The sequence below is a fragment of the Myxococcus sp. AS-1-15 genome (assembly GCF_020037055.1).
Lineage (GTDB): Bacteria > Myxococcota > Myxococcia > Myxococcales > Myxococcaceae > Myxococcus > Myxococcus fulvus.
The window spans coordinates 606,138-623,635 of the sequence record NZ_JAIQDF010000004.1; the positions used below are offsets into that span (position 1 = coordinate 606,138).

The 17,498-nt window shown below is 69.9% G+C and carries 20 protein-coding genes; 11 read left to right on the plus strand and 9 right to left on the minus strand.

What is annotated here, in order from left to right; genetic code table 11:
* The first annotated feature begins 61 nt into the window (after positions 1–61).
* Entirely contained in the window at positions 62–1,339 is a 1,278-nt protein-coding gene (locus K8625_RS15630; protein WP_223783137.1) for an amidohydrolase family protein, read from the plus strand.
* On the opposite strand, the gene K8625_RS15635 is transcribed toward K8625_RS15630, so the two are convergent.
* Positions 1,327–2,643 (minus strand): glycosyltransferase 87 family protein, encoded by a 1,317-nt coding sequence (locus tag K8625_RS15635; RefSeq protein WP_223783138.1) that lies wholly within the window; start codon positions 2,641–2,643, stop codon positions 1,327–1,329. The two genes, K8625_RS15630 and K8625_RS15635, sit on opposite strands and share 13 nt — an antisense overlap.
* 91 nt (positions 2,644–2,734) lie before the next feature.
* Positions 2,735–3,682, minus strand: a complete 948-nt coding sequence (locus K8625_RS15640) for a 1-phosphofructokinase family hexose kinase (RefSeq protein ID WP_223746528.1) — start codon at positions 3,680–3,682, stop codon at positions 2,735–2,737.
* A gap of 127 nt (positions 3,683–3,809) precedes the next feature.
* Here K8625_RS15640 and mug point away from each other — a divergent pair, with 127 nt between their 5' ends.
* From mug to K8625_RS15655, 3 genes are all read left to right on the plus strand, one after another.
* Positions 3,810–4,367 carry a G/U mismatch-specific DNA glycosylase gene (mug, locus tag K8625_RS15645; RefSeq protein WP_305070895.1) on the plus strand — a complete coding sequence of 186 codons (558 nt, stop codon included), beginning with the start codon at positions 3,810–3,812 and terminating at the stop codon, positions 4,365–4,367.
* 81 nt (positions 4,368–4,448) lie between these two features.
* Positions 4,449–5,135 (plus strand): TIGR02269 family lipoprotein, encoded by a 687-nt coding sequence (locus K8625_RS15650; protein ID WP_223783177.1) that lies wholly within the window; start codon positions 4,449–4,451, stop codon positions 5,133–5,135.
* 6 nt (positions 5,136–5,141) lie between these two features.
* Complete coding sequence (locus K8625_RS15655; RefSeq protein WP_223746527.1) at positions 5,142–5,864, plus strand: double-CXXCG motif protein; 723 nt, start codon at positions 5,142–5,144, stop codon at positions 5,862–5,864.
* A 44-nt stretch (positions 5,865–5,908) separates the two neighbouring features.
* Here K8625_RS15655 and K8625_RS15660 read toward each other — a convergent pair whose 3' ends face one another.
* Positions 5,909–6,742 carry a 3'(2'),5'-bisphosphate nucleotidase CysQ gene (locus K8625_RS15660; RefSeq protein ID WP_223783139.1) on the minus strand — a complete coding sequence of 278 codons (834 nt, stop codon included), beginning with the start codon at positions 6,740–6,742 and terminating at the stop codon, positions 5,909–5,911.
* Between the two features lie 198 nt (positions 6,743–6,940).
* Between K8625_RS15660 and K8625_RS15665 the strand changes: the two genes are divergently transcribed.
* Positions 6,941–7,438, plus strand: a complete 498-nt coding sequence (locus K8625_RS15665; RefSeq protein WP_223746525.1) for a DUF3592 domain-containing protein — start codon at positions 6,941–6,943, stop codon at positions 7,436–7,438.
* Positions 7,439–7,501: 63 nt separating this feature from the next.
* Here K8625_RS15665 and K8625_RS15670 read toward each other — a convergent pair whose 3' ends face one another.
* The 5 genes from K8625_RS15670 to K8625_RS15690 form a co-directional block, all read right to left on the minus strand.
* Positions 7,502–8,068 carry a hypothetical protein gene (locus K8625_RS15670; protein WP_223746524.1) on the minus strand — a complete coding sequence of 189 codons (567 nt, stop codon included), beginning with the start codon at positions 8,066–8,068 and terminating at the stop codon, positions 7,502–7,504.
* A gap of 216 nt (positions 8,069–8,284) precedes the next feature.
* Positions 8,285–8,848 (minus strand): hypothetical protein, encoded by a 564-nt coding sequence (locus K8625_RS15675; RefSeq protein WP_223746523.1) that lies wholly within the window; start codon positions 8,846–8,848, stop codon positions 8,285–8,287.
* Positions 8,849–8,893: 45 nt separating this feature from the next.
* Positions 8,894–9,439, minus strand: a complete 546-nt coding sequence (locus K8625_RS15680) for a hypothetical protein (RefSeq protein WP_223783140.1) — start codon at positions 9,437–9,439, stop codon at positions 8,894–8,896.
* A gap of 427 nt (positions 9,440–9,866) precedes the next feature.
* A complete protein-coding gene (locus K8625_RS15685) occupies positions 9,867–10,433 on the minus strand; it encodes a hypothetical protein (protein ID WP_223783141.1) in 567 nt (188 codons plus the stop codon).
* A 215-nt stretch (positions 10,434–10,648) separates the two neighbouring features.
* Positions 10,649–11,212 carry a hypothetical protein gene (locus tag K8625_RS15690; RefSeq protein ID WP_223746520.1) on the minus strand — a complete coding sequence of 188 codons (564 nt, stop codon included), beginning with the start codon at positions 11,210–11,212 and terminating at the stop codon, positions 10,649–10,651.
* A gap of 328 nt (positions 11,213–11,540) precedes the next feature.
* Between K8625_RS15690 and K8625_RS15695 the strand changes: the two genes are divergently transcribed.
* Positions 11,541–12,023 carry a GNAT family N-acetyltransferase gene (locus tag K8625_RS15695; protein WP_223746519.1) on the plus strand — a complete coding sequence of 161 codons (483 nt, stop codon included), beginning with the start codon at positions 11,541–11,543 and terminating at the stop codon, positions 12,021–12,023.
* Between the two features lie 12 nt (positions 12,024–12,035).
* Here the strand turns inward: K8625_RS15695 and K8625_RS15700 are convergent, their stop codons facing one another.
* Entirely contained in the window at positions 12,036–12,668 is a 633-nt protein-coding gene (locus tag K8625_RS15700) for a response regulator transcription factor (RefSeq protein ID WP_223746518.1), read from the minus strand.
* A gap of 170 nt (positions 12,669–12,838) precedes the next feature.
* Here K8625_RS15700 and K8625_RS15705 point away from each other — a divergent pair, with 170 nt between their 5' ends.
* The 5 genes from K8625_RS15705 to K8625_RS15725 all read left to right on the plus strand — a co-directional run bounded on the left by K8625_RS15705 (position 12,839) and on the right by K8625_RS15725 (position 17,482).
* On the plus strand, positions 12,839–13,498 hold the full coding sequence (locus tag K8625_RS15705; RefSeq protein WP_223746517.1) for a hydrolase: 660 nt from the start codon (positions 12,839–12,841) through the stop codon (positions 13,496–13,498).
* Between the two features lie 103 nt (positions 13,499–13,601).
* Positions 13,602–15,458, plus strand: coding sequence for an amidohydrolase (locus tag K8625_RS15710; protein WP_223783142.1), 1,857 nt, complete (start codon positions 13,602–13,604; stop codon positions 15,456–15,458).
* The gene (locus K8625_RS15715; RefSeq protein ID WP_223783143.1) at positions 15,448–17,103 is read left to right on the plus strand and encodes an MFS transporter; all 1,656 of its coding nucleotides are present in this window, start codon (positions 15,448–15,450) and stop codon (positions 17,101–17,103) included. The genes K8625_RS15710 and K8625_RS15715 overlap by 11 nt, the downstream gene beginning before the upstream one ends.
* The gene (locus tag K8625_RS15720) at positions 17,100–17,327 is read left to right on the plus strand and encodes a DUF1427 family protein (RefSeq protein WP_046712631.1); all 228 of its coding nucleotides are present in this window, start codon (positions 17,100–17,102) and stop codon (positions 17,325–17,327) included. Before K8625_RS15715 ends, K8625_RS15720 begins: the two co-directional genes overlap by 4 nt.
* A complete protein-coding gene (locus K8625_RS15725; RefSeq protein WP_223783144.1) occupies positions 17,324–17,482 on the plus strand; it encodes a XapX domain-containing protein in 159 nt (52 codons plus the stop codon). The genes K8625_RS15720 and K8625_RS15725 overlap by 4 nt, the downstream gene beginning before the upstream one ends.
* Positions 17,483–17,498 lie beyond the last annotated feature (16 nt).

Below are 17,498 nucleotides of genomic sequence, written 5' to 3' on the forward strand. Positions count from 1 at the left end.
TGGCCCCTCTCCTGGTGGCGCGTCATCATCCCCTCCCCCACACCCACTCCCCGGCACCGCCATGCGCGCCCTCCTCCTCGCCCTCGTCGTCACCACGGCCTCGGCCCAGCAGCCCGCGAGCCCCACGCCGCCCAAGAGCTACGTGCTCCGCCCCACGAGCGTCTTCGACGGCGTCACCGCGAAGCCCCACGCGGGCTGGGTGGTGGTCGTCACCGGTGAGCGCATCACCGCCGCCGGCCCCGCGGGCCAGGTCCAGGTCCCCGAGGGCGCCGAGGGGGTCGACCTCGCCGGCGCCACGCTCCTGCCCGGCTTCATCGAGGGCCACTCCCACCTCTTCCTCCACCCGTACAACGAGGCGAACTGGAACGACCAGGTCCTGAAGGAGGCCCTGGCCCTGCGCGTGGCCCGCGCCACCCAGCACGCGAAGGCCACGCTGCTCGCGGGCTTCACCACCGCGCGCGACCTGGGCACCGAGGGCGCGGGTGACGCGGACGTCGGCCTCAAGCAGGCCATCCAGCAGGGCATCATCCCCGGCCCCCGCCTGCTCGTGGCCACGCGCGCGCTGGTGGCCAGCGGCACCTACGGCCCCAAGGGCTTCGCCCCCGAGTGGCACGTCCCCCAGGGCGCCGAGGAGGCCGACGGAGTGGACGCGCTGGTGCGCGCGGTGCGCGAACAGATGGGCCGGGGCGCGGACTGGGTGAAGGTCTACGGCGACTACCGCTGGGGCCCCGGTGGCGAGGCGCGCCCCACGTACTCGCTCGAGGAGCTGAAGCGCATCGTCGACACCGCGCGCGACGGCGGCCGCCCCGTCTCCGTGCACGCCAGCACACCCGAGGGCATGCGCCGCGCGGTGCTCGCCGGCGCGGAGAGCATCGAGCACGGCGACGGCGGCACGACGGAGGTCTTCCGCCTCATGGCCCAGCGGGGCGTCTTCTTCTGCCCCACGCTCGCGGCAGGCGACGCGCTCTACCGCTACCACGGCTGGAAGAAGGGGGTGGACCCGGAGCCCGCCGCCATCCAGGCCAAGAAGGTCGGCTTCCGCGCGGCGCTCGCGGCCGGGGTCCCCATGTGCGTGGGCGGGGACTCGGGCGTGTTCGCGCACGGGGAGAACGGGCGCGAGCTGGAGCTGATGGTGGAGTACGGCATGACGCCCGTGCAGGTGCTCCAGGCGGCCACGTCCGGCAACGCGCGGATGCTGCACCGCGAGGACTCGCTCGGGCAGGTGAAGCCCGGGCTCTTCGCGGACCTGGTCGCCGTGGACGGAGAGCCCACCAGGGACATCTCCGCCGTGCGCCGCGTGCGCTGGGTGATGAAGGGCGGCGTGCCCTACCGTCGCTGAGCGGCGAGCCCCACGCTCGCGGGGTCCACCGGCTCCGTCGCCGCGGGGATGAAGTCCACCGACGGCACGGAGGCGTCCGGCGCGGAGGCGCTCACCGAGGCCCGGCGCCACGCATCACGCACGAGCAGCACCGCCGCGGCCATCAACAGCCCGTTGCGCGTGAGCAGGAGCAGCGTCTGCGGGATGCCCAGCCCATGCTTGTACGTGGGGCCCACGAAGACGCCTCGCGACAGGATGGCCGCCACCAGGACGAGCACCGCCACCGAGCGCGAGCCGGACAGGAGCGACAGCGCCGCGGCGCCCATCAGCCACGTGAGGAACTGGGGACTGAGCACCGGGTTCAGGATGATGAAGGCCACCAGCGGCCCCAGCGCCAGCCGGGCCAGGTCCTCCACCCGCTCCGGCATCTTGCGGCGCACCGACCACATGCCCAGCGCGGCCATGCCCAGCGAGCCGGCCACCCACAGCCAGCGCGTCGTCGCCCTCACGCCCTCGGCCACGGCGCCGTGCAGCTCGTACGCCGCCGGCGCGTGCACCCAGAGCACTCCCTTCACCAGCCCCAGGTGGTGCGCCGCCCACAGGAGGGACGCGCCCAGCGACTCCACCTGCAGGCCCCGGTCGACGTGGAACGACGCGAAGCCCCACCACGGCCACACGAAGCTCAGCGGCACCAGCGGCGCCACGCCCAGCGTCAATCCCATCACCAGCTTGCCCAGCGTGCCGCGCTTCCAGCACACCGCCACCGCGAGCGGCACCAGCACCACGGGGTAGAGCTTCGTCACGATGCCCACCGCGAGCGCCAGGCCCGCGAGCGCGTCCCGCCGCCGGGCCAGCGCCACCAGCGCGCCCAGCGTCAGCACCGCGGGGATGAGGTCGTAGCGCTTGAGGTAGTAGAGCGCCGCCGCCCACGACGTCACCGAGTACGCCAGGCACGGGACGACGGAGCGCCACTCGCGGCCCCAGCGCCGCGCGCCCTCGCGCAGGAGCGTCCACTTGATGAGCCCGTCCATGATGGCCAGCTGCAGGCCGAACACGGGGACGAACTCCCACTGCGTGGAGCGCAGCCACGCGGCCGGCACGAACCAGAGCAGCGCGTAGGGCGGATACTCGAAGCGGAAGTCCTGGTTGGGCGTGGCCCCGGTGAGGAACGCGCGCGCCGTCCGGAAGTAGAGGTCCAGGTCACCGACGCGCGGCGAGAACGCGTACACCACGAGCGGCGTCACGCCGACGAGGAGCGCGACCCAATGCCAGGGGCCGAGGCGGACACGGGAATCAGCGGGGAGCGGCGGAGTGGGGGCGGACACGCGAGCGCACTCTGTCCAATCCCGGCCATCCTTGTCGAGACATGCCGCCGCCCCGCCCGGCGGGCGTGCGAGGAGGCAAGGCCCACCCGGGTTACGAACGCGCCACGGGCAGCGCCTTCACCAGCGTGAACAAACGCTCGACGTCGGCCCGGGCGCACAGGTCGGTCCCCTGGGACAGGAGCGCCGCGGTGCCGGAGGCGATGCCCCAGCGCAGGGCCTCCTCCAGGGACTGTCCCCGGGCGAGCGCCAAGGTCACCCCGGCCACGAAGCTGTCCCCGGCTCCGACGGAGCTGTGGGTCTCCACCGGAGGCGGCGAGGCGCGGAGCTGGACGTCGCGGGTGGTGAGCAGCGCGCCATCGGCGCCCATGGACACGGCGAGCACCTCCGCGCGGCCCCGGGCGACCAGCTCCCGGGCGGCCGAGGCCTGGGCGTCCAGGTCCTCCACCTGCATGCCCGTCAGCTCCCGCAGCTCGCGGCGGTTGGGTTTGGCGAGGAACACGCCCTCCTCCAGGGCGGCGGCGAGCGCCTTGCCGCTGGTGTCCACCACGCAGCGCACGCCCAGCTTCTTGGCGAGTCGCGCGACGCGCGCGTAGAAGTCCTCGGGGACGCCCTGGGGCAGGCTGCCGCTGGCGACGATGAAGGCGGCGCCCTGGGACACCTCGCCCACGGCGTCCAGGCAGCGCTGCCATTCGCGCTCGGTGAGGACGGGGCCGGGGAGGATGAAGCGGTACTCGCGGGCGCTGTTGCCCTCGGCGACGGTGAAGCTCTCGCGGGTGGAGCCCTCCACGGGGATGGAGCGGCGAAGGAGGCCCTTCTCCTCCAGCAGCTCCTCGAGCAGCAGCCCCGTGGCGCCGCCGCGGGTGTAGACGGCGATGGACTCACCGCCGAGCTCGCGCACCACGCGGGCCACGTTGATGCCGCCGCCGCCCGGGTCCCTGCGCACCGAGCCGCAGCGCAGCTTGTGCTCCGGCGTGACTTCCGGCACGGACGTCGCGACGTCGATGGCGGGGTTGAGCGTCAGCGTCACGATGTGAGCCATGTGCGGGGTCTCCAGCAATCAGAAGGGGACGTCCCCACGGGGACGCATCGCGACAGAGTGCCCCAGCGGACGCGCCGGGCGCCAGCGAAGCGTTGTCATGGCCCGCCAGGGGTGCGAGAAGCGCCCCATGCCCGCATCACGGCGACCCACGCGCGAGGAGCTCGATGCCGCCATGGGCCACACCATGCCGGACCTCATCGGCCCGGGGTTGCGCGTGCTGTTCTGCGGCATCAATCCCAGCCTGTACTCGGTGGTGGTGGGGTACCACTTCGCGCGCCCGGGCAATCGCTTCTGGCCGACGATGCACCAGTCGGGCTTCACGCCCCGGCAGTTGTCGCCCTCGGAGCAGGGGGCGCTGTTGGGGTTCGGGTTGGGCATCACCAACGTGGTCGACCGGGCCACGGCGACGGCGGACCAGCTCGACGACTCGGAGCTGAGGGCAGGCGCGAAGTCCCTGGAGGCCAAGGTCCGTCGCCATCGGCCGCGGTTCCTCGCGGTGCTGGGCGTGGGGGCGTACCGCACGGCCTTCGCGAGGCCCAAGGCGAAGCTCGGGCTCCAGCCGGAGACGCTCGGCGCCACGCGCCTGTGGGTGCTGCCGAATCCCAGCGGGCTCAACGCCCACTACCAGCTTCCAGACCTGGCCAGACTCTTCGCGCAGCTCCGCCACGCGGCGGAGGAAGCCTGACGGCAAGGTCCGCCGGGTCCTCGACGCATCAGGTTCTTGATGGATATTCCCTGATTGGCCAATGCTGGCGCGGGGGTCTTCATGCAAACAGTTGTCTGTCGGAACTGGCGCTCTTGGTGTCTATCGATTCTCGCATTGGCGTGGATGGCCTGTGCCGCGACACCGCCACCTCCCATGCAGGAGGCATGGGAGTCCGCGGAGCTCGAGTGCGAAGCGCCGCACGAGGACCAGTGCGTCACGCTGTTGTGTCTCGGCGATCGCTGCGGCTTCTATCGCTGCGAGGACCGCTTCGAGGGAGTGATTGAGCCGGCGCGGTTCCCACCGTCCCGTCCACCCGCCGCGGCAGCAGCTCCGGGAAGTGGGCCTCGTCGGAATTGGGGAGATGCCCAGAGGCTGCCGGGCGAACCCATCATGACGTTCCCCAACTGGAATGGCGCGGAGCAGGTCGTTCCGCCATCGCACCGACTCCCGCCTGGGCGATGGGAGAAGCACCACATCTTCCCCCAGGAGGAAGGGCTCGCGAGATGGTTCAGGCGCCAGGGCGTCAAGATCCACAGCTACACGCTGCCGATTCCCTATGAGGTTCATCGGAGGATCCACAGTGGAGGCAATCGCGGCGGAGAGTGGAACGAAGCCTGGCGACAGTTCCAACGGGACAATGGCGAAGCGTCGCCGGAGGCGATTTTCAGGCACGCGGGTGAGCTCATCTATCGCTTCCAGCTACTGGGTGGCCCCATCCAATCGTACTATTCGCGGCCAGGGACGTGAGGGTGAATGCGGCGATTTTTCTGGGTGGACGAAGACCGCGTCGCGGCGGCCCAGCGAGGTGGGCTGGTGGACGCGTCCCACAAGTGGGGACTGCCGGGCCTGCGGACATGCCCCGCCTGCGCGGTCACCTGGAGTAGCGCGGGGCACCACCTGCCCAGTGTCGACTTGTCGCGACTGGCGGAGAGCGAGTCCTTCGAGGAGGCTCGACCCGAGCCCTACGAAGAGTTCATGCGGCTGCGCGACCTCGTCCGCCCGCTCGTGCCGCCCGAGACACAGCTCCCCCCAGGGACTGAGTTCGGACCACTCGTCGGTCGGGTGACTGGGAAGGTCCCGGACTTCGCGTGGTCGGCAACCGCCCTGATGATTCAGAACGAGCCCTTTCAACGCCTTCAGGAGCAGGCGGTGAACGGCCTTCGTGGATTCCCTACCGAGCTGCGGTTCCGTCAGAAGCAGGCCCCAGCGCTTCTGGAGCTTGAAATCCCACTCCAGGGGCACCTGCATCGAGACTGCATGCCGCCAGACCATCCGGGGCCGTGCAAGACCTGCGGTCGAATGGGACTGAAGCGCCCCGATGACCCGATTCTGGACGCAGCCTCATTGCCGACCGAGGTGGACCTGTTCCGGCTCGGCAACCTCGCGACGATGGTCATCGGCACCGAACGATTCAAGGACGCCGTGAGTCACCTCGGGCTCGAGGGGCTCACGTTCCGCGAGGTGCCGACACGGTGAAGGGCTGTCCGCCCGAGGATGTCCCCTCGAACAGGTCCGCCTGCTCAGTCGAGCAGCCCCGCCTCGCGAGCGAAGCGGGTGACCACCGGCTGCACGTGGGGGAAGGCCGCGGCGTTGCAGGCCAACAGGCCGCGCAGGTTCTGCAACTCCGCGGTGTTGTAGCGATACGGCGTGCCGCCCAGGTCCGTGAGGATTCCGCCCGCGGAGCGCAGCACCGCCTCCGGCGCGCAGTTGTCCCAGCGGTAGCTCTTGGCGCTGACGTGCAGGTAGAGGTCCGCGACGGACTCCGCGAGCAGGCCGCACTTGATGCCCACCGAGCCGGACTCCTGCTCGCGGGTGATTCCCAGCCGCGCCACCACCTGGTTCGTCAGCTTCGAGCGATGCGAGCGTGACACCACCAGGCGCAGCGCCGAGGGCTCCGCCACGTCCGACACCCGCAGGGCCCGGCGCGCGCCCGCCTCCTCCACGAAGCCGCCCTCCCCCACCACGCCCGAGTAGAGCTTGTCGCCCACCGGCCGGTAGACGACGCCCAGCCGCGCCTCGCCGCCGATGGCCAGACCGATGTGGATGGCGAACTCACCGTTGCGATGGACGAACTCCTGGGTGCCATCGAGCGGGTCCACGAACCAGCACCGCTCGAAGCGGGTCGCCACCGCGTCGTTCTCCGACTCCTCCGCCACCACGCCGTCCTTCGGGAAGGCCCGGTGCAGCGCGTCCACGATGAGCGCATTGGCGCGGGTGTCCGCCTCCGTGACGGGCCCCTGCCCGCCCGCCTTGTCCTCCACCGCGAAGGGTGTGGCGTAGACCTGGAGCAGCACGGCGCCTGCTTCACGGGCGATTCGACGGGCGGTTTCCAGCTCGGTGTCGAGGGAGGGCATGGTCCTCACAGTCTGCCCCCGTTGACGCGTTCCGGGGAGCCCCAAGCGAACGGGCATGGGGCGAACCGCCCCACGCGGGGCGAATTGCCCCATCGCCGGATGATGGCCCCGAGGAGAGATGCTGGCGCGGCTTCTGCACTGCAGGAAGCGAACCGTGAGCCCTGGGGCCTCCCCGGGCCAGCGCGAGGACAGGCCGAGATGATGAAGGGATTGATGACGGGGTTGATGCTGCTGTTCGGCGTGATGCTGGCCTACGGAGGCGGACGCCTGCTGTACCGCGCGCATGCGAGCGAGCAGTGGCCCACCACCGAGGGCACCGTCGTCTCCTCGTCCGTGCAGACGATGCACGACCGGCGCAACACCCGCTTCCACCCCGAGGTGCGCTACGAGTACACGGTGGGCGGCAGCCACTACACGTCCGACACCGTCTCCTTCGGAGGCAACGACACGGGCGCGCTGCCGGACGCGCAGCGGCTGACGCGCCGGTATGCCTCCGGCACGAAGATGGCTGTCCACTACGCGCCGGACGACCCGGCCATCGCGTGCGTCGAATGCGGTGGCGCGGGCGTGTCCAGCTACGTCGTGATGTTCGGCGGCCTCGCCGTCGCCGGCGTCGCGGGGACGAGCATGGTGGACATGATCAGCGCCGACGCCCGCGAGCGTCGGCGCAACAAGGGCAGGCAGCTCTCCGCCTGACTCACGGACCTTTTGGTCACAGGGCGGGACGCGGGGCCACCGGCGCTTCGTCCCCCAAGAGACCTACAGCACCTTCGTGAGCACCAGGGTCTGGTTGCCGCTCATCCTGGGAAGGCCCTCAGGGGAACGGCACGCGTCCAGGTCCGTGGAGGCGAAGGTGACGGTGTTGACGGCCTGCGCGCCCTCGAACTTCCCCGACAGCACCGTCCCCGACTGCACCACCACGAGCAACGGTCCGTCCACGCGCGCCGAAATCTGCGTCAGTCGGAACGTCGAGACCTCGCCCGTGTTCCAGACGACCTGCCCCGCCGGCACCGGTAGGATGCCCAGCAGGTCCGCGCAGCTATAGCCCTGCCGGATGCCGTCCGTCCCGGACGTCCCGGACGTCACGCGCTCTCCCAGCACCGTGACGCAGTTGCTGAACACACTCTCACCATTGGTACGGACATCCTGAGGGAAGTCCCGCAGCGGCGGGGTGTAGCGGATCTGGATACCGCCCACCGGACACGTCACCACCGCCAGCGTCAGGACCTCACGCGGCGAGGCCCCTCCCTCAACGCTCGGCTCCGCGGACACCTGGCCACTCACGAGCAACAGCGACATCATCAGGCACGAAGCAATCTCACGCATGTCACACACCCCTTCCGATGACAGAGGTCCCAGGGCTTCCCGGTCCCATCCGCATCGACGCAATCAGGAACAGCGCCTAACAACAGGACACAAGACACACCCATCTCACCGCGCCACGAACAGACAGCCATTGCTTCACCAGGCGACAGGCCGCGGTGTTCTTGACAGACAGCATCGTCCCTTCGAACGATGGACGTGCTGCCTCCGCCCGGCGACTCAGAGCACCCGGGTCAGCACGAGCGTCTGGGTAGCGCTCATGCCACGGAGCCCCTCGGGACTGCGGCACGCATCGAGGTCGGTGGAGGTGAAGGTGACGTTCATGACCACCGTGGCCCCCTCGAACTTCCCCGACAGCACCGTCCCCGTCTGAACCAACACGAACAGAGGCCCATCGGCTCGCACCGCCCCCTGCGTCAGTCGGAACGTCGAGACCTCTCCCGTGTTCCAGGTGAGCTGATTCGTCACAGGGACGATCTCCAACAGATCCGAACAAGAGGCGCCCCTCTTGACGAAGTCCGCCGCGCTCGACGTCGACCTGACGTCCTCACCCAGCAGCGTGTAGCAGTTGCTGAACCCTCCCGCCCCCTGGATGCGTACGTCCTGAGGAGTGTCCCGCAGCGGCGGGGTATACGTGGTCTGGAACGCTCCCACGGGACAGGTCACCACCGCCAGGGGCAGCAGTTCCTCCCGGTCGCGGTCCACCTCGCCTCGCGGCTCCGCCGACGAAGGACTGCCCGCGAGCATCATCCATCCCATCAGACATGAGGCCATTCCGCGCATGTCACGTCTCCTTCTCAGCATCGTGAGCCAACTTGCCGACGGCGCTCACAGCAGCCCCGTCAGGACGAGCGTCTGGGTTCCCTCCAGTCGATCCAACCCTTCGGCGGACGAACAGGCCTCCAAGTCCGTCGAGAGATAGGAGAACGTCCGGACGACCGTCGCCCCTTCGAACTTCCCGGACCGGACCGTCCCCATCTGCACGAAGACGAGCGAGAGCCCCTCGGTGCGCACTGTCACCTGGGTCTGCGCGATTTCGGAGATCTCCCCTGTGTTCCAGGTCAGGCGCGCGAGGACCGGGACAATGGCCAGCAAATCCAGACAGCTGTACCCAGGACGGAACGTCTCCGTCCGGTTGCTCGCCGAAGAAACCTGGGCCCCCAGCAATCCGATGCATCCTCTGAGTTCCCCCGCCCCACGGACCGTCACGTCTTGGGGTTCGTTTTTCAAGGACGGAGAGTACTCGCTGACCGTCGTCCCCAACGGACACGTCAACAACGTCAACGCGGGAAGGACTCCTTCGCCCGACGCGCCGAACGCCGGACCACTGCCAAGCATCGCCAGCACCCACAGCCATGAAGCAAGTCCACGCATGTCCCCCACCTCATAGCGCCAGTTGCGCTCTCTTCGGGTCAAGGCCTTTCGCGCCAGACGCCCATGACACCAGACATCAAGCACGCGCGACGCCGCCCACGCTCGCGCGCACAAAACAGACATCGCGCGTGTCCCGACAGACAATGGACGGTGTCGGGACATCCCGTCCTCATCATGACGACGCACCGACGAACCCAGGACAAGGCCCGCGTCCCAGTCCGCCGCTCCGCAGTGGTGACGAGCGCCGTGCACGCACCTCGCGCCCGTGTGAGGCTCGCCGCCCCGCACCCTCGCGCGGCCTGCGGAGGAGCCTCGCGTGACCGGCCCCCTCCGTCCCCACACGGCCCTCCGACGATCCCGCCCTGGCCTCATGGGCGCGGCGTTCGCCCAGCTCCACCCCAGGTCCAGGTGCGTGAAACGGAGTGCTTTACAGCAGCTTCGTGAGCACCAGGGTCTGGTTGCCGCTCATCCTCGGAAGCCCCTCGGGGGAACGGCACGCATCCAGGTCCGTGGCGGCGAAGGCGATGGTGTTGACGGCCTGCGCGCCCTCGAACTTCCCCGACAGCACCGTCCCCGACTGCACCACCACGAGCAACGGTCCGTCCACGCGCGCCGAAATCTGCGTCAGTCGGAACGTCGAGACCTCGCCCGTGTTCCAGACGAGCTGCCCCGCCGGCACCGGTACGATGCCCAGCAGGTCCGCGCAGCTGTAGCCCTGCCGGACGCCGTCCGTCCCAGTCGTCCCGGACGTCACGCGCTCTCCCAGCACCGTGACGCAGTTGCTGAACACCCCCTCACCCTGGATACGGACATCCTGCGGGGTGTCCCGCAACGGCGGGTTGTAGCGAATCTGGACGCCGCCCACCGGACACGTCACCACCGCCAGCGTCAGGACCTCACGCGGCGAGGCCCCTCCCTCAACGCTCGGCTCCGCGGACACCTGGCCACTCACGAGCAACAGCGACATCATCAGGCACGAAGCAATCTCACGCATGTCACACACCCCTCCGATGACAGAGGTCCCAGGGCTCTCCGGTTCCATCCGCATCGACGCAATCAGGAACAGCGCCTAACAACAGGACACAAGACACACTCATCTCACCGCGCTACGAACAGACAGCCATTGCTCCACCAGGCAATCGCCGGCGGCAATCCCGACAGACAGCATCGTCCCTTCGAACGATGGACGTGCTGCCTCCGCCCGGCGACTCAGAGCACCCGGGTCATCACGAGCGTCTGGGTGGCGCTCATGCCACGGAGCCCCTCGGGACTGCGGCACGCATCGAGGTCCGTGGAGGTGAAGGTGACGTTCATGACCACCGTGGCTCCCTCGAACTTCCCCGACAGCACCGTCCCCGTCTGAACCAGCACCAGCAGGGGCCCATCCGCCCGCGCCGTCACCTGCGTCAGACGGAACGTCGAGACCTCTCCCGTGTTCCAGGTGAGCTGAATCGTCACCGGGAGGATCTCCAGCAGGTCAAAACAGTCGTAGTTCGGCCTGACGAAGTCCGTGGCACTCACCGACGATGTCACCCGCTCACCCAGGAGCGTGTAACAGTTGCTGAATCCTCCCTCCCCCTGGATGCGTACATCTTGAGGGGTCTCCCGCAGCGGCGGCGTGAACGTGGTCCGAAAGGCCCCCACGGGACAGGTCACCACCGCCAGGGGCAGGAGCTCCTCCTGGGCGCGGTCCACCTCGCCTCGCGGCTCGGCCCACGACGGACTCCCCAGGAGCATCATGAGCCCCAGCAGACACGAAGCCATTCCGCGCATGTCACCCACCTCCGGCGTCGAATATCGTCGGCCTCCCCAGCGCCGACGCGGCATCCACACCGGAACAATCACTAACACCAACTCCCAAGAACAAGCGAATCCCGACGAATCCCCACCCCACAAACCAGACAACAGCCTTGTCCCTTCCGACAATGGACGCACCAACCGCGTCAGGGCAGCATCTGTCATTGTCCTTCCAGACAATGGACGCGGTGGACATCGCCCCCGTCCACCACCCCACAGAGATGACGCGAGGGGTGCACGCGCCTCGGGCCTGTGTGAGGCTCGCCGCCCCGCGCCTCTCGCGCGGCCCGCAGAGGAGCCCCGCATGACCATCACCCTCCGTCCCGCACAGCCCTCGGATGAACCCGCCCTGGGCCGCATGGGCGCGGCGCTCGCCCAGCTCCACCACGACTTCGACAACCAGCGCTTCATGATGCCCGACGACGTCGAGGCCGGTTACCGCTGGTGGCTGGGACGCGAAGCGAAGAAGCCGGACGCCGTCGTCATCGTCGCGGAGATGGATGGCGAGGTCGTGGGCTACGCCTACGGCCGCGTCGAGCCCGTGGACTGGAACGCCCTGCTGGACCGCTCCGGAGGCTTCCATGACCTCTGGGTGGACGCCAAGGCGCGCAAGGCGGGCGTGGGCGCCCAGCTCGCCGAGGAGCTGATGCGTCGGCTCACCGCCCTGGGCGTGCCGCGCGTCGTGCTGCACACGGCCGCGAAGAACGAGGCCGCCCAGCGCATGTTCGCCCGCCTGGGCTGGCGCCCCACCATGGTGGAGATGACCCGCGAGGCCACCAAGCCCTGAGCCCGGCTCACCTCACAGGTCGATGATGCCCCGGCGCATCGCCACCACCACGGCGTGCGTCCGGTCCCGCGCGGAGAGCTTCGTCAGCACGTTCTTCATGTGCGTCTTCACGGTCTCCTCGGAGATGCCCATCTGCGCGGCGACCTCCTTGTTCGCGTTGCCCGCGGCCACGCGGATCAGCACCTCCCGCTCGCGCGCCGTCAGCTCGTCATCCGCCACGTGCTCCGCCAGCTCCGACGCGATGTCCGCGGCGATGCGGCGACGGCCGGCATGCACGCTGCGGATGGTCTCCACCAGCTCCTTGCGCAGCATGCTCTTGAGCAGGTAGCCGGACGCCCCCGCCTTGATGGCGCGCAGCGCCTGCGCATCTCCCTTGTACGTCGTCAGCACGATGATGCGCGCCGCGGGGAACTCCGCGCGGATGGCCGTGATGGCATCGATGCCGTTCATCCCCGGCATCTGCACGTCCATCAGCGTGATGTCCGGCGTGTGCGCCCGGTACGCCCGCAGCGCCTGCTCGCCCGTCTCCGCCTCCGCCACGAGCGTCATGTCCGGCTGACCGGCAATCATCCCGCAGAGCCCTTCACGCAACATCGGATGGTCGTCGACCACCAGGATGCGGATGTTCGCGTCCTTCGAAGTCATGCGTCGCAAGGTACCCCCGTCGTCGCCCCGTGAAAAGACTCACATCCGCGAGGCTGCCCATCGAAACGGTGCATCCCCCATTCGGGTGATGCCGACACGGGCCTCCCCGTGTTTCATGACAATGACTGGAATCAATTCCCTGACACCCCCGAAGCCCCGCGAGACGCCCCATGCCCAACGCCTCCCCCACGCCCGGCAAGAGCCTGCTCACCCCGGACAACCACGCGCTCATCCTGGTGGACCACCAGTCCCAGATGGCCTTCGCCACCCACAGCATCGAGCTGCCGCTGCTGCGCAACAACACCGCGCTCGTCTGCAAGGCCGCCGCGGGCTTCCGCGTCCCCACGCTGCTCACCACCGTCGCGGAGAAGAGCTTCTCCGGCCCCCTGTTCCCCGAAATCAAGGAGGTCTTCCCCGAGGCGAAGGTCATCGACCGCACCACGATGAACTGCTGGGAGGACCCGAACGTCACCGAACAGGTCAACCGCTTCGACAAGGCGCGCGTCGTGTTCGCCGGCCTCTGGACGGGCGTGTGCATCGTCGGCCCGGTGCTGTCCGCCATCGACCAGGGCTTCCAGGTGTATGTCATCACCGACGCCAGCGGTGACGTGTCCCAGGAGGCCCACGAGCGCGCCGTGCAGCGCATGGTGCAGGCCGGCGCCATCCCCATGACCAGCCTCCAGTACCTGCTGGAGCTCCAGCGCGACTGGGCGCGCGGCGCCACCTACGCCATGACCACGGGCGTCGCGGTCGCCCACGGCGGCGGCTACGGCCTGGGCGTGCAGTACGCCAAGAGCATGTTCAACGCCTCCGAGGGCGGCGGTCACTGACGTCCGCCGTGCCCCCTTCGTACCCCGGCGGCGGACTCGAAGCCCCCTCTCGAGCGCTCCGCCGGGCCGTCGTCCCGCCTCCCCCTCAGCACGAGCTCCCCTCATGGCCGACCTGATTGTCCGCAACGCCCGCGTCACCACCCTGGACCGGGACCTCCCCCAGGCCCAAGCCCTGGCCGTCACCGACGGCGTCGTGGAGGCCGTGGGAGACGAGCGAGACATCATGGCGCTCGCGACCGCCTCCACCCGGGTCATCGACGCGGGCGGGCGCAGGCTCATCCCCGGCCTCAATGACAGCCACATCCACCTGATTCGCGGCGGGCTCAACTACAACCTGGAGCTGCGGTGGGACGGCGTGCGCTCGCTGGCGGACGCCATGGCGATGCTGCGCGAGCAGGCGGCCCGCACGCCCGCGCCCCAGTGGGTCCGCGTGGTGGGCGGCTTCAGCGAGCACCAGTTCGTCGAGAAGCGCCTGCCCACGCTCGCCGAGCTCAACGCCGCGGCGCCCGAGACACCGGTCTTCATCCTCCACCTGTATGACCGGGCCCTGCTCAACGGCGCCGCCCTGCGCGCGGTGGGCTACGGCAAGGACACGCCCGAGCCGCCCGGGGGCCGCATCGAGCGCGACGCGCGCGGCAACCCCACCGGCCTGCTGCTGGCCAGCCCCAACGCCCTCATCCTCTATGCCACGCTCGCGCTGGGCCCCAAGCTGCCGCCGGAGTACCAGCTCAACTCCACGCGCCACTTCATGCGCGAGCTCAACCGGCTGGGCGTCACCTCCGTCATCGACGCGGGCGGCGGCTTCCAGAACTACCCGGAGGACTACGACATCATCCAGAAGCTGCACGCCGACGGCGAGCTGACGGTGCGCATCGCGTACAACCTCTTCACCCAGAAGAAGGGCTCCGAGCAGGCGGACTTCGAGCGCTGGACCCGCATGCTCTCGCCCCGGCAGGGCGACGACATGATGCGCCACAACGGCGCGGGCGAGATGCTGGTGTTCTCCGCGGCGGACTTCGAGGACTTCCGCGTGCCCCGCCCGGAGCTGCCCGCGGGCATGGAGGGTGAGCTGGAGTCCGTCGTCCACCTGCTCGCCAGCAAGCGCTGGCCCTTCCGCATCCACGCCACCTACGACGAGAGCATCAGCCGGGTGCTGGACGTCTACGAGAAGGTGAACCGCGAGGTGCCGCTGGACGGCCTGCACTGGTTCATCGACCACGCGGAGACCATCTCCGAGCGCAACCTCGAGCGGGTGCGCGCGCTCAGCGGCGGCATCGCCGTGCAGCACCGCATGGTCTACCAGGGCGAGTACTTCCAGGAGCGCTACGGCCAGGACGCCCTGCGCCGCACGCCGCCCGTCCGGAAGATGCTGGAATCGGGCGTGCCGGTGGGCGCGGGCACGGACGCCACGCGCGTGGCCAGCTACAACCCCTGGGTGGCGCTGTACTGGCTCGTCACGGGCCGCACGCTGGGCGGCCTGTCCATGTACGGCGAGGACAACCTGCTCGAGCGCGAGGAGGCCCTGCGCCTGTGGACGCACGGCAGCGCGTGGTTCTCCTACGAGCAGGAGAAGAAGGGACTGCTCAAGCGGGGCTACCTCGCGGACTTCACCGTGCTGTCCTCGGACTACTTCCAGGTGCCCGAGGAGTCCATCCAGCACATCACCAGCGTGCTGACGGTGGTGGGCGGCCGGGTGGTGCACGGCACGGGAGACTTCGAGCCGCTGGCGCCCGAGCTGCCCCGGCCCATGCCGGACTGGTCCCCGGTGAATCGCTTCGGCGGCTACCAGGGCGGCACGCTGGCCCAGGCCCGCGAGGCCCTCGCCAACGCGTCACACGCCCACGGCGACGCCTGCGCCGTGCACGGCCACGGGAGGACACACGCGTCGCGCCACGAGGTGCCCACCTCCGACGCGACGGGCTTCTGGGGAGCGCTGGGGTGCCTCTGCTATGCCTTCTGAAGCGAACGTCGCGGTGAGCCCCGCCCCCGTGGCCCAGGAGGTGGGGGCCCTGGCGCCCCTGCGTCACGCCACGTTCCGCACGCTGTGGCTCGCGGTGCTGGCCAGCCACATCGGCACCTGGGTGCACGACGTGGCCGCGGCGTGGTTCATGTCGGAGCGCACCGGCTCGCCGCTGATGGTGGCCGCGGTGCAGTCGGCCACCACGATGCCCGTCGTCGTGTTCGCGCTGGTGGCGGGCACGCTGGCGGACATCGTCGACCGGCGGCGCTACCTCATCACCATCCAGGTGTGGATGCTGGTCATGGCCACGCTGCTCGCGTGGGCCTCCATGGTGGGGGAGATGACGGAGTGGACGCTGCTGGGGCTGACGTTCGCCCTGGGCATGGGCGCGGCCATGGCCATGCCGGCGCAGGCGGCCACCACCGCGGAGCTGGTCCCCAGGCCCCTGCTCGCGCCCGCCGTGGCGCTGAGCTCCATCGGGATGAACATCGCGCGCTCGGTGGGCCCCGCGCTCGGTGGGCTCATCGTCGCGCGCTTCGGCGTGGGGTGGGCCTTCTCCATCGACGCCGTCTCCTATCTGGGCGTGCTGCTGGCGCTCGTGTCCTGGCGGCGGGCGAAGGCGGAGTCCACGCTCCCGTCGGAGCCCTTCGGCACCGCGCTGCGCGGAGGGCTGCGGTATGCGGCGCGCTCGGGAGACCTGCGCTCGGTGCTGCTCAAGTCGGCCTGCTTCTACGCCTTCGCCAGCGCGCTGCCCGCGCAGCTCGCCATCGTCGTGCGCAAGGAGCTGGGCGCGGGCGCGGGCACGTACGGGCTCTTGCTCACGTGCATCGGCGCGGGCGCGGTGGCGGGCGCCGTCGTGCTGCCCCGCATGCGGGCGCGGTGGGGCGTGGACCGGTGGGTGCTGGGAGCGACGCTGCTCTACGCGCTCACCATGGTGACGGTGGCCTTCGTGCGCAGCCTGCCGGTCTTGGGCGTGGCCATGGTGGCCAACGGGCTGGCGTGGATCAGCGTGCTGTCCTCGCTCCAGACAGCCACGCACCTGTCGGTGCCCACCTGGGTTCGCGCCCGCGCGCTGTCGCTCTACATCGTGGTGTTCTCCGCGGGAATGGCCGGCGGCGGCCTGGTGTGGGGCTCGGTGGCCCAGCGCTTCGGCGTGCCCGTGTCGCTGACGGTGGCGGCGGGCGCGGCGGTGCTCGCGGGCTTCTTCTCGCTGCGCTTCCGCCTGGGCCAGGCCATGGCTCGCGACACCGCGCCGTCCGCCCACTGGCCCACGCCCCAGGTCTCCGAGGACGTCGAGAAGGACCAGGGCCCGGTCCTCGTGACGGTGGAGTACCGCGTCGCCCCCACGGGTCGCGCGGCGTTCCTCCCCCTGGTGCACCAGCTGGGCGACACGCGACGGCGCGACGGCGCGGTGCAGTGGGGCGTCATGGAGGACACGGCGGAGCCCGGGCGGTTCCTCGAGTACTTCGTGCTCGGCTCCTGGATGGAGCACCTGCGCCAGCACGAGCGCGTCACCCGCGAGGAGAAGGCGCTGCAGGAGCAGCTGCGCGCGCTGCACCAGGGCGCACATCCCCCCGTGGTCCATCACTACGTCGGCGCCGCGCCGATGGTCCCCCGCCGCACCCCCTTGGAGAACGACGCGTGAACTGGAAACTGTGTGTGGGACTGCTGCTGGGCCTGGGCATCGGCTTCGGCTGTCGCTGGCTGGGGGTGCCCGTGCCCGCGCCGCCGGCGCTCGTCGGCGCGCTGCTCGTCGTCACCATGACGACGGGCTACACGCTCACGGACCGGCTGCTCGCCTCGCGCCCGTCGCGCAATCACATCCACTGCGGTGGGCCCACCGGGGAGACCCAGGAGAGCAGGTCATGACCCTGGCCCTCTTCGGCGTCGCCCTGGCGCTGCTCATCGGCGCGGGATGCCGGCTGCTCGACATCCCCCTGCCCGCCCCCCCGAAGCTCCAGGGCGCCCTGCTCGTGGTGGCCATGACGGTGGGGTTCCTCCTGGGGGAGCGGCTGCTGGGCTGAGCCCTCCGACCTGTAT

Coding starts and splice junctions, on each gene's coding strand:
- K8625_RS15630 (WP_223783137.1), top strand. CDS start 62: ATGCGCGCCCTCCTCCTCGCCCTCGTCGTCACCACGGCCTCGGCCCAG.
- K8625_RS15640 (WP_223746528.1), bottom strand. CDS start 3,682: ATGGCTCACATCGTGACGCTGACGCTCAACCCCGCCATCGACGTCGCG.
- mug (WP_305070895.1), top strand. CDS start 3,810: ATGCCCGCATCACGGCGACCCACGCGCGAGGAGCTCGATGCCGCCATG.
- K8625_RS15650 (WP_223783177.1), top strand. CDS start 4,449: ATGCAAACAGTTGTCTGTCGGAACTGGCGCTCTTGGTGTCTATCGATT.
- K8625_RS15655 (WP_223746527.1), top strand. CDS start 5,142: ATGCGGCGATTTTTCTGGGTGGACGAAGACCGCGTCGCGGCGGCCCAG.
- K8625_RS15660 (WP_223783139.1), bottom strand. CDS start 6,742: ATGCCCTCCCTCGACACCGAGCTGGAAACCGCCCGTCGAATCGCCCGT.
- K8625_RS15665 (WP_223746525.1), top strand. CDS start 6,941: ATGATGAAGGGATTGATGACGGGGTTGATGCTGCTGTTCGGCGTGATG.
- K8625_RS15670 (WP_223746524.1), bottom strand. CDS start 8,068: ATGCGTGAGATTGCTTCGTGCCTGATGATGTCGCTGTTGCTCGTGAGT.
- K8625_RS15675 (WP_223746523.1), bottom strand. CDS start 8,848: ATGCGCGGAATGGCCTCATGTCTGATGGGATGGATGATGCTCGCGGGC.
- K8625_RS15680 (WP_223783140.1), bottom strand. CDS start 9,439: ATGCGTGGACTTGCTTCATGGCTGTGGGTGCTGGCGATGCTTGGCAGT.
- K8625_RS15685 (WP_223783141.1), bottom strand. CDS start 10,433: ATGCGTGAGATTGCTTCGTGCCTGATGATGTCGCTGTTGCTCGTGAGT.
- K8625_RS15690 (WP_223746520.1), bottom strand. CDS start 11,212: ATGCGCGGAATGGCTTCGTGTCTGCTGGGGCTCATGATGCTCCTGGGG.
- K8625_RS15695 (WP_223746519.1), top strand. CDS start 11,541: ATGACCATCACCCTCCGTCCCGCACAGCCCTCGGATGAACCCGCCCTG.
- K8625_RS15700 (WP_223746518.1), bottom strand. CDS start 12,668: ATGACTTCGAAGGACGCGAACATCCGCATCCTGGTGGTCGACGACCAT.
- K8625_RS15705 (WP_223746517.1), top strand. CDS start 12,839: ATGCCCAACGCCTCCCCCACGCCCGGCAAGAGCCTGCTCACCCCGGAC.
- K8625_RS15710 (WP_223783142.1), top strand. CDS start 13,602: ATGGCCGACCTGATTGTCCGCAACGCCCGCGTCACCACCCTGGACCGG.
- K8625_RS15715 (WP_223783143.1), top strand. CDS start 15,448: ATGCCTTCTGAAGCGAACGTCGCGGTGAGCCCCGCCCCCGTGGCCCAG.
- K8625_RS15725 (WP_223783144.1), top strand. CDS start 17,324: ATGACCCTGGCCCTCTTCGGCGTCGCCCTGGCGCTGCTCATCGGCGCG.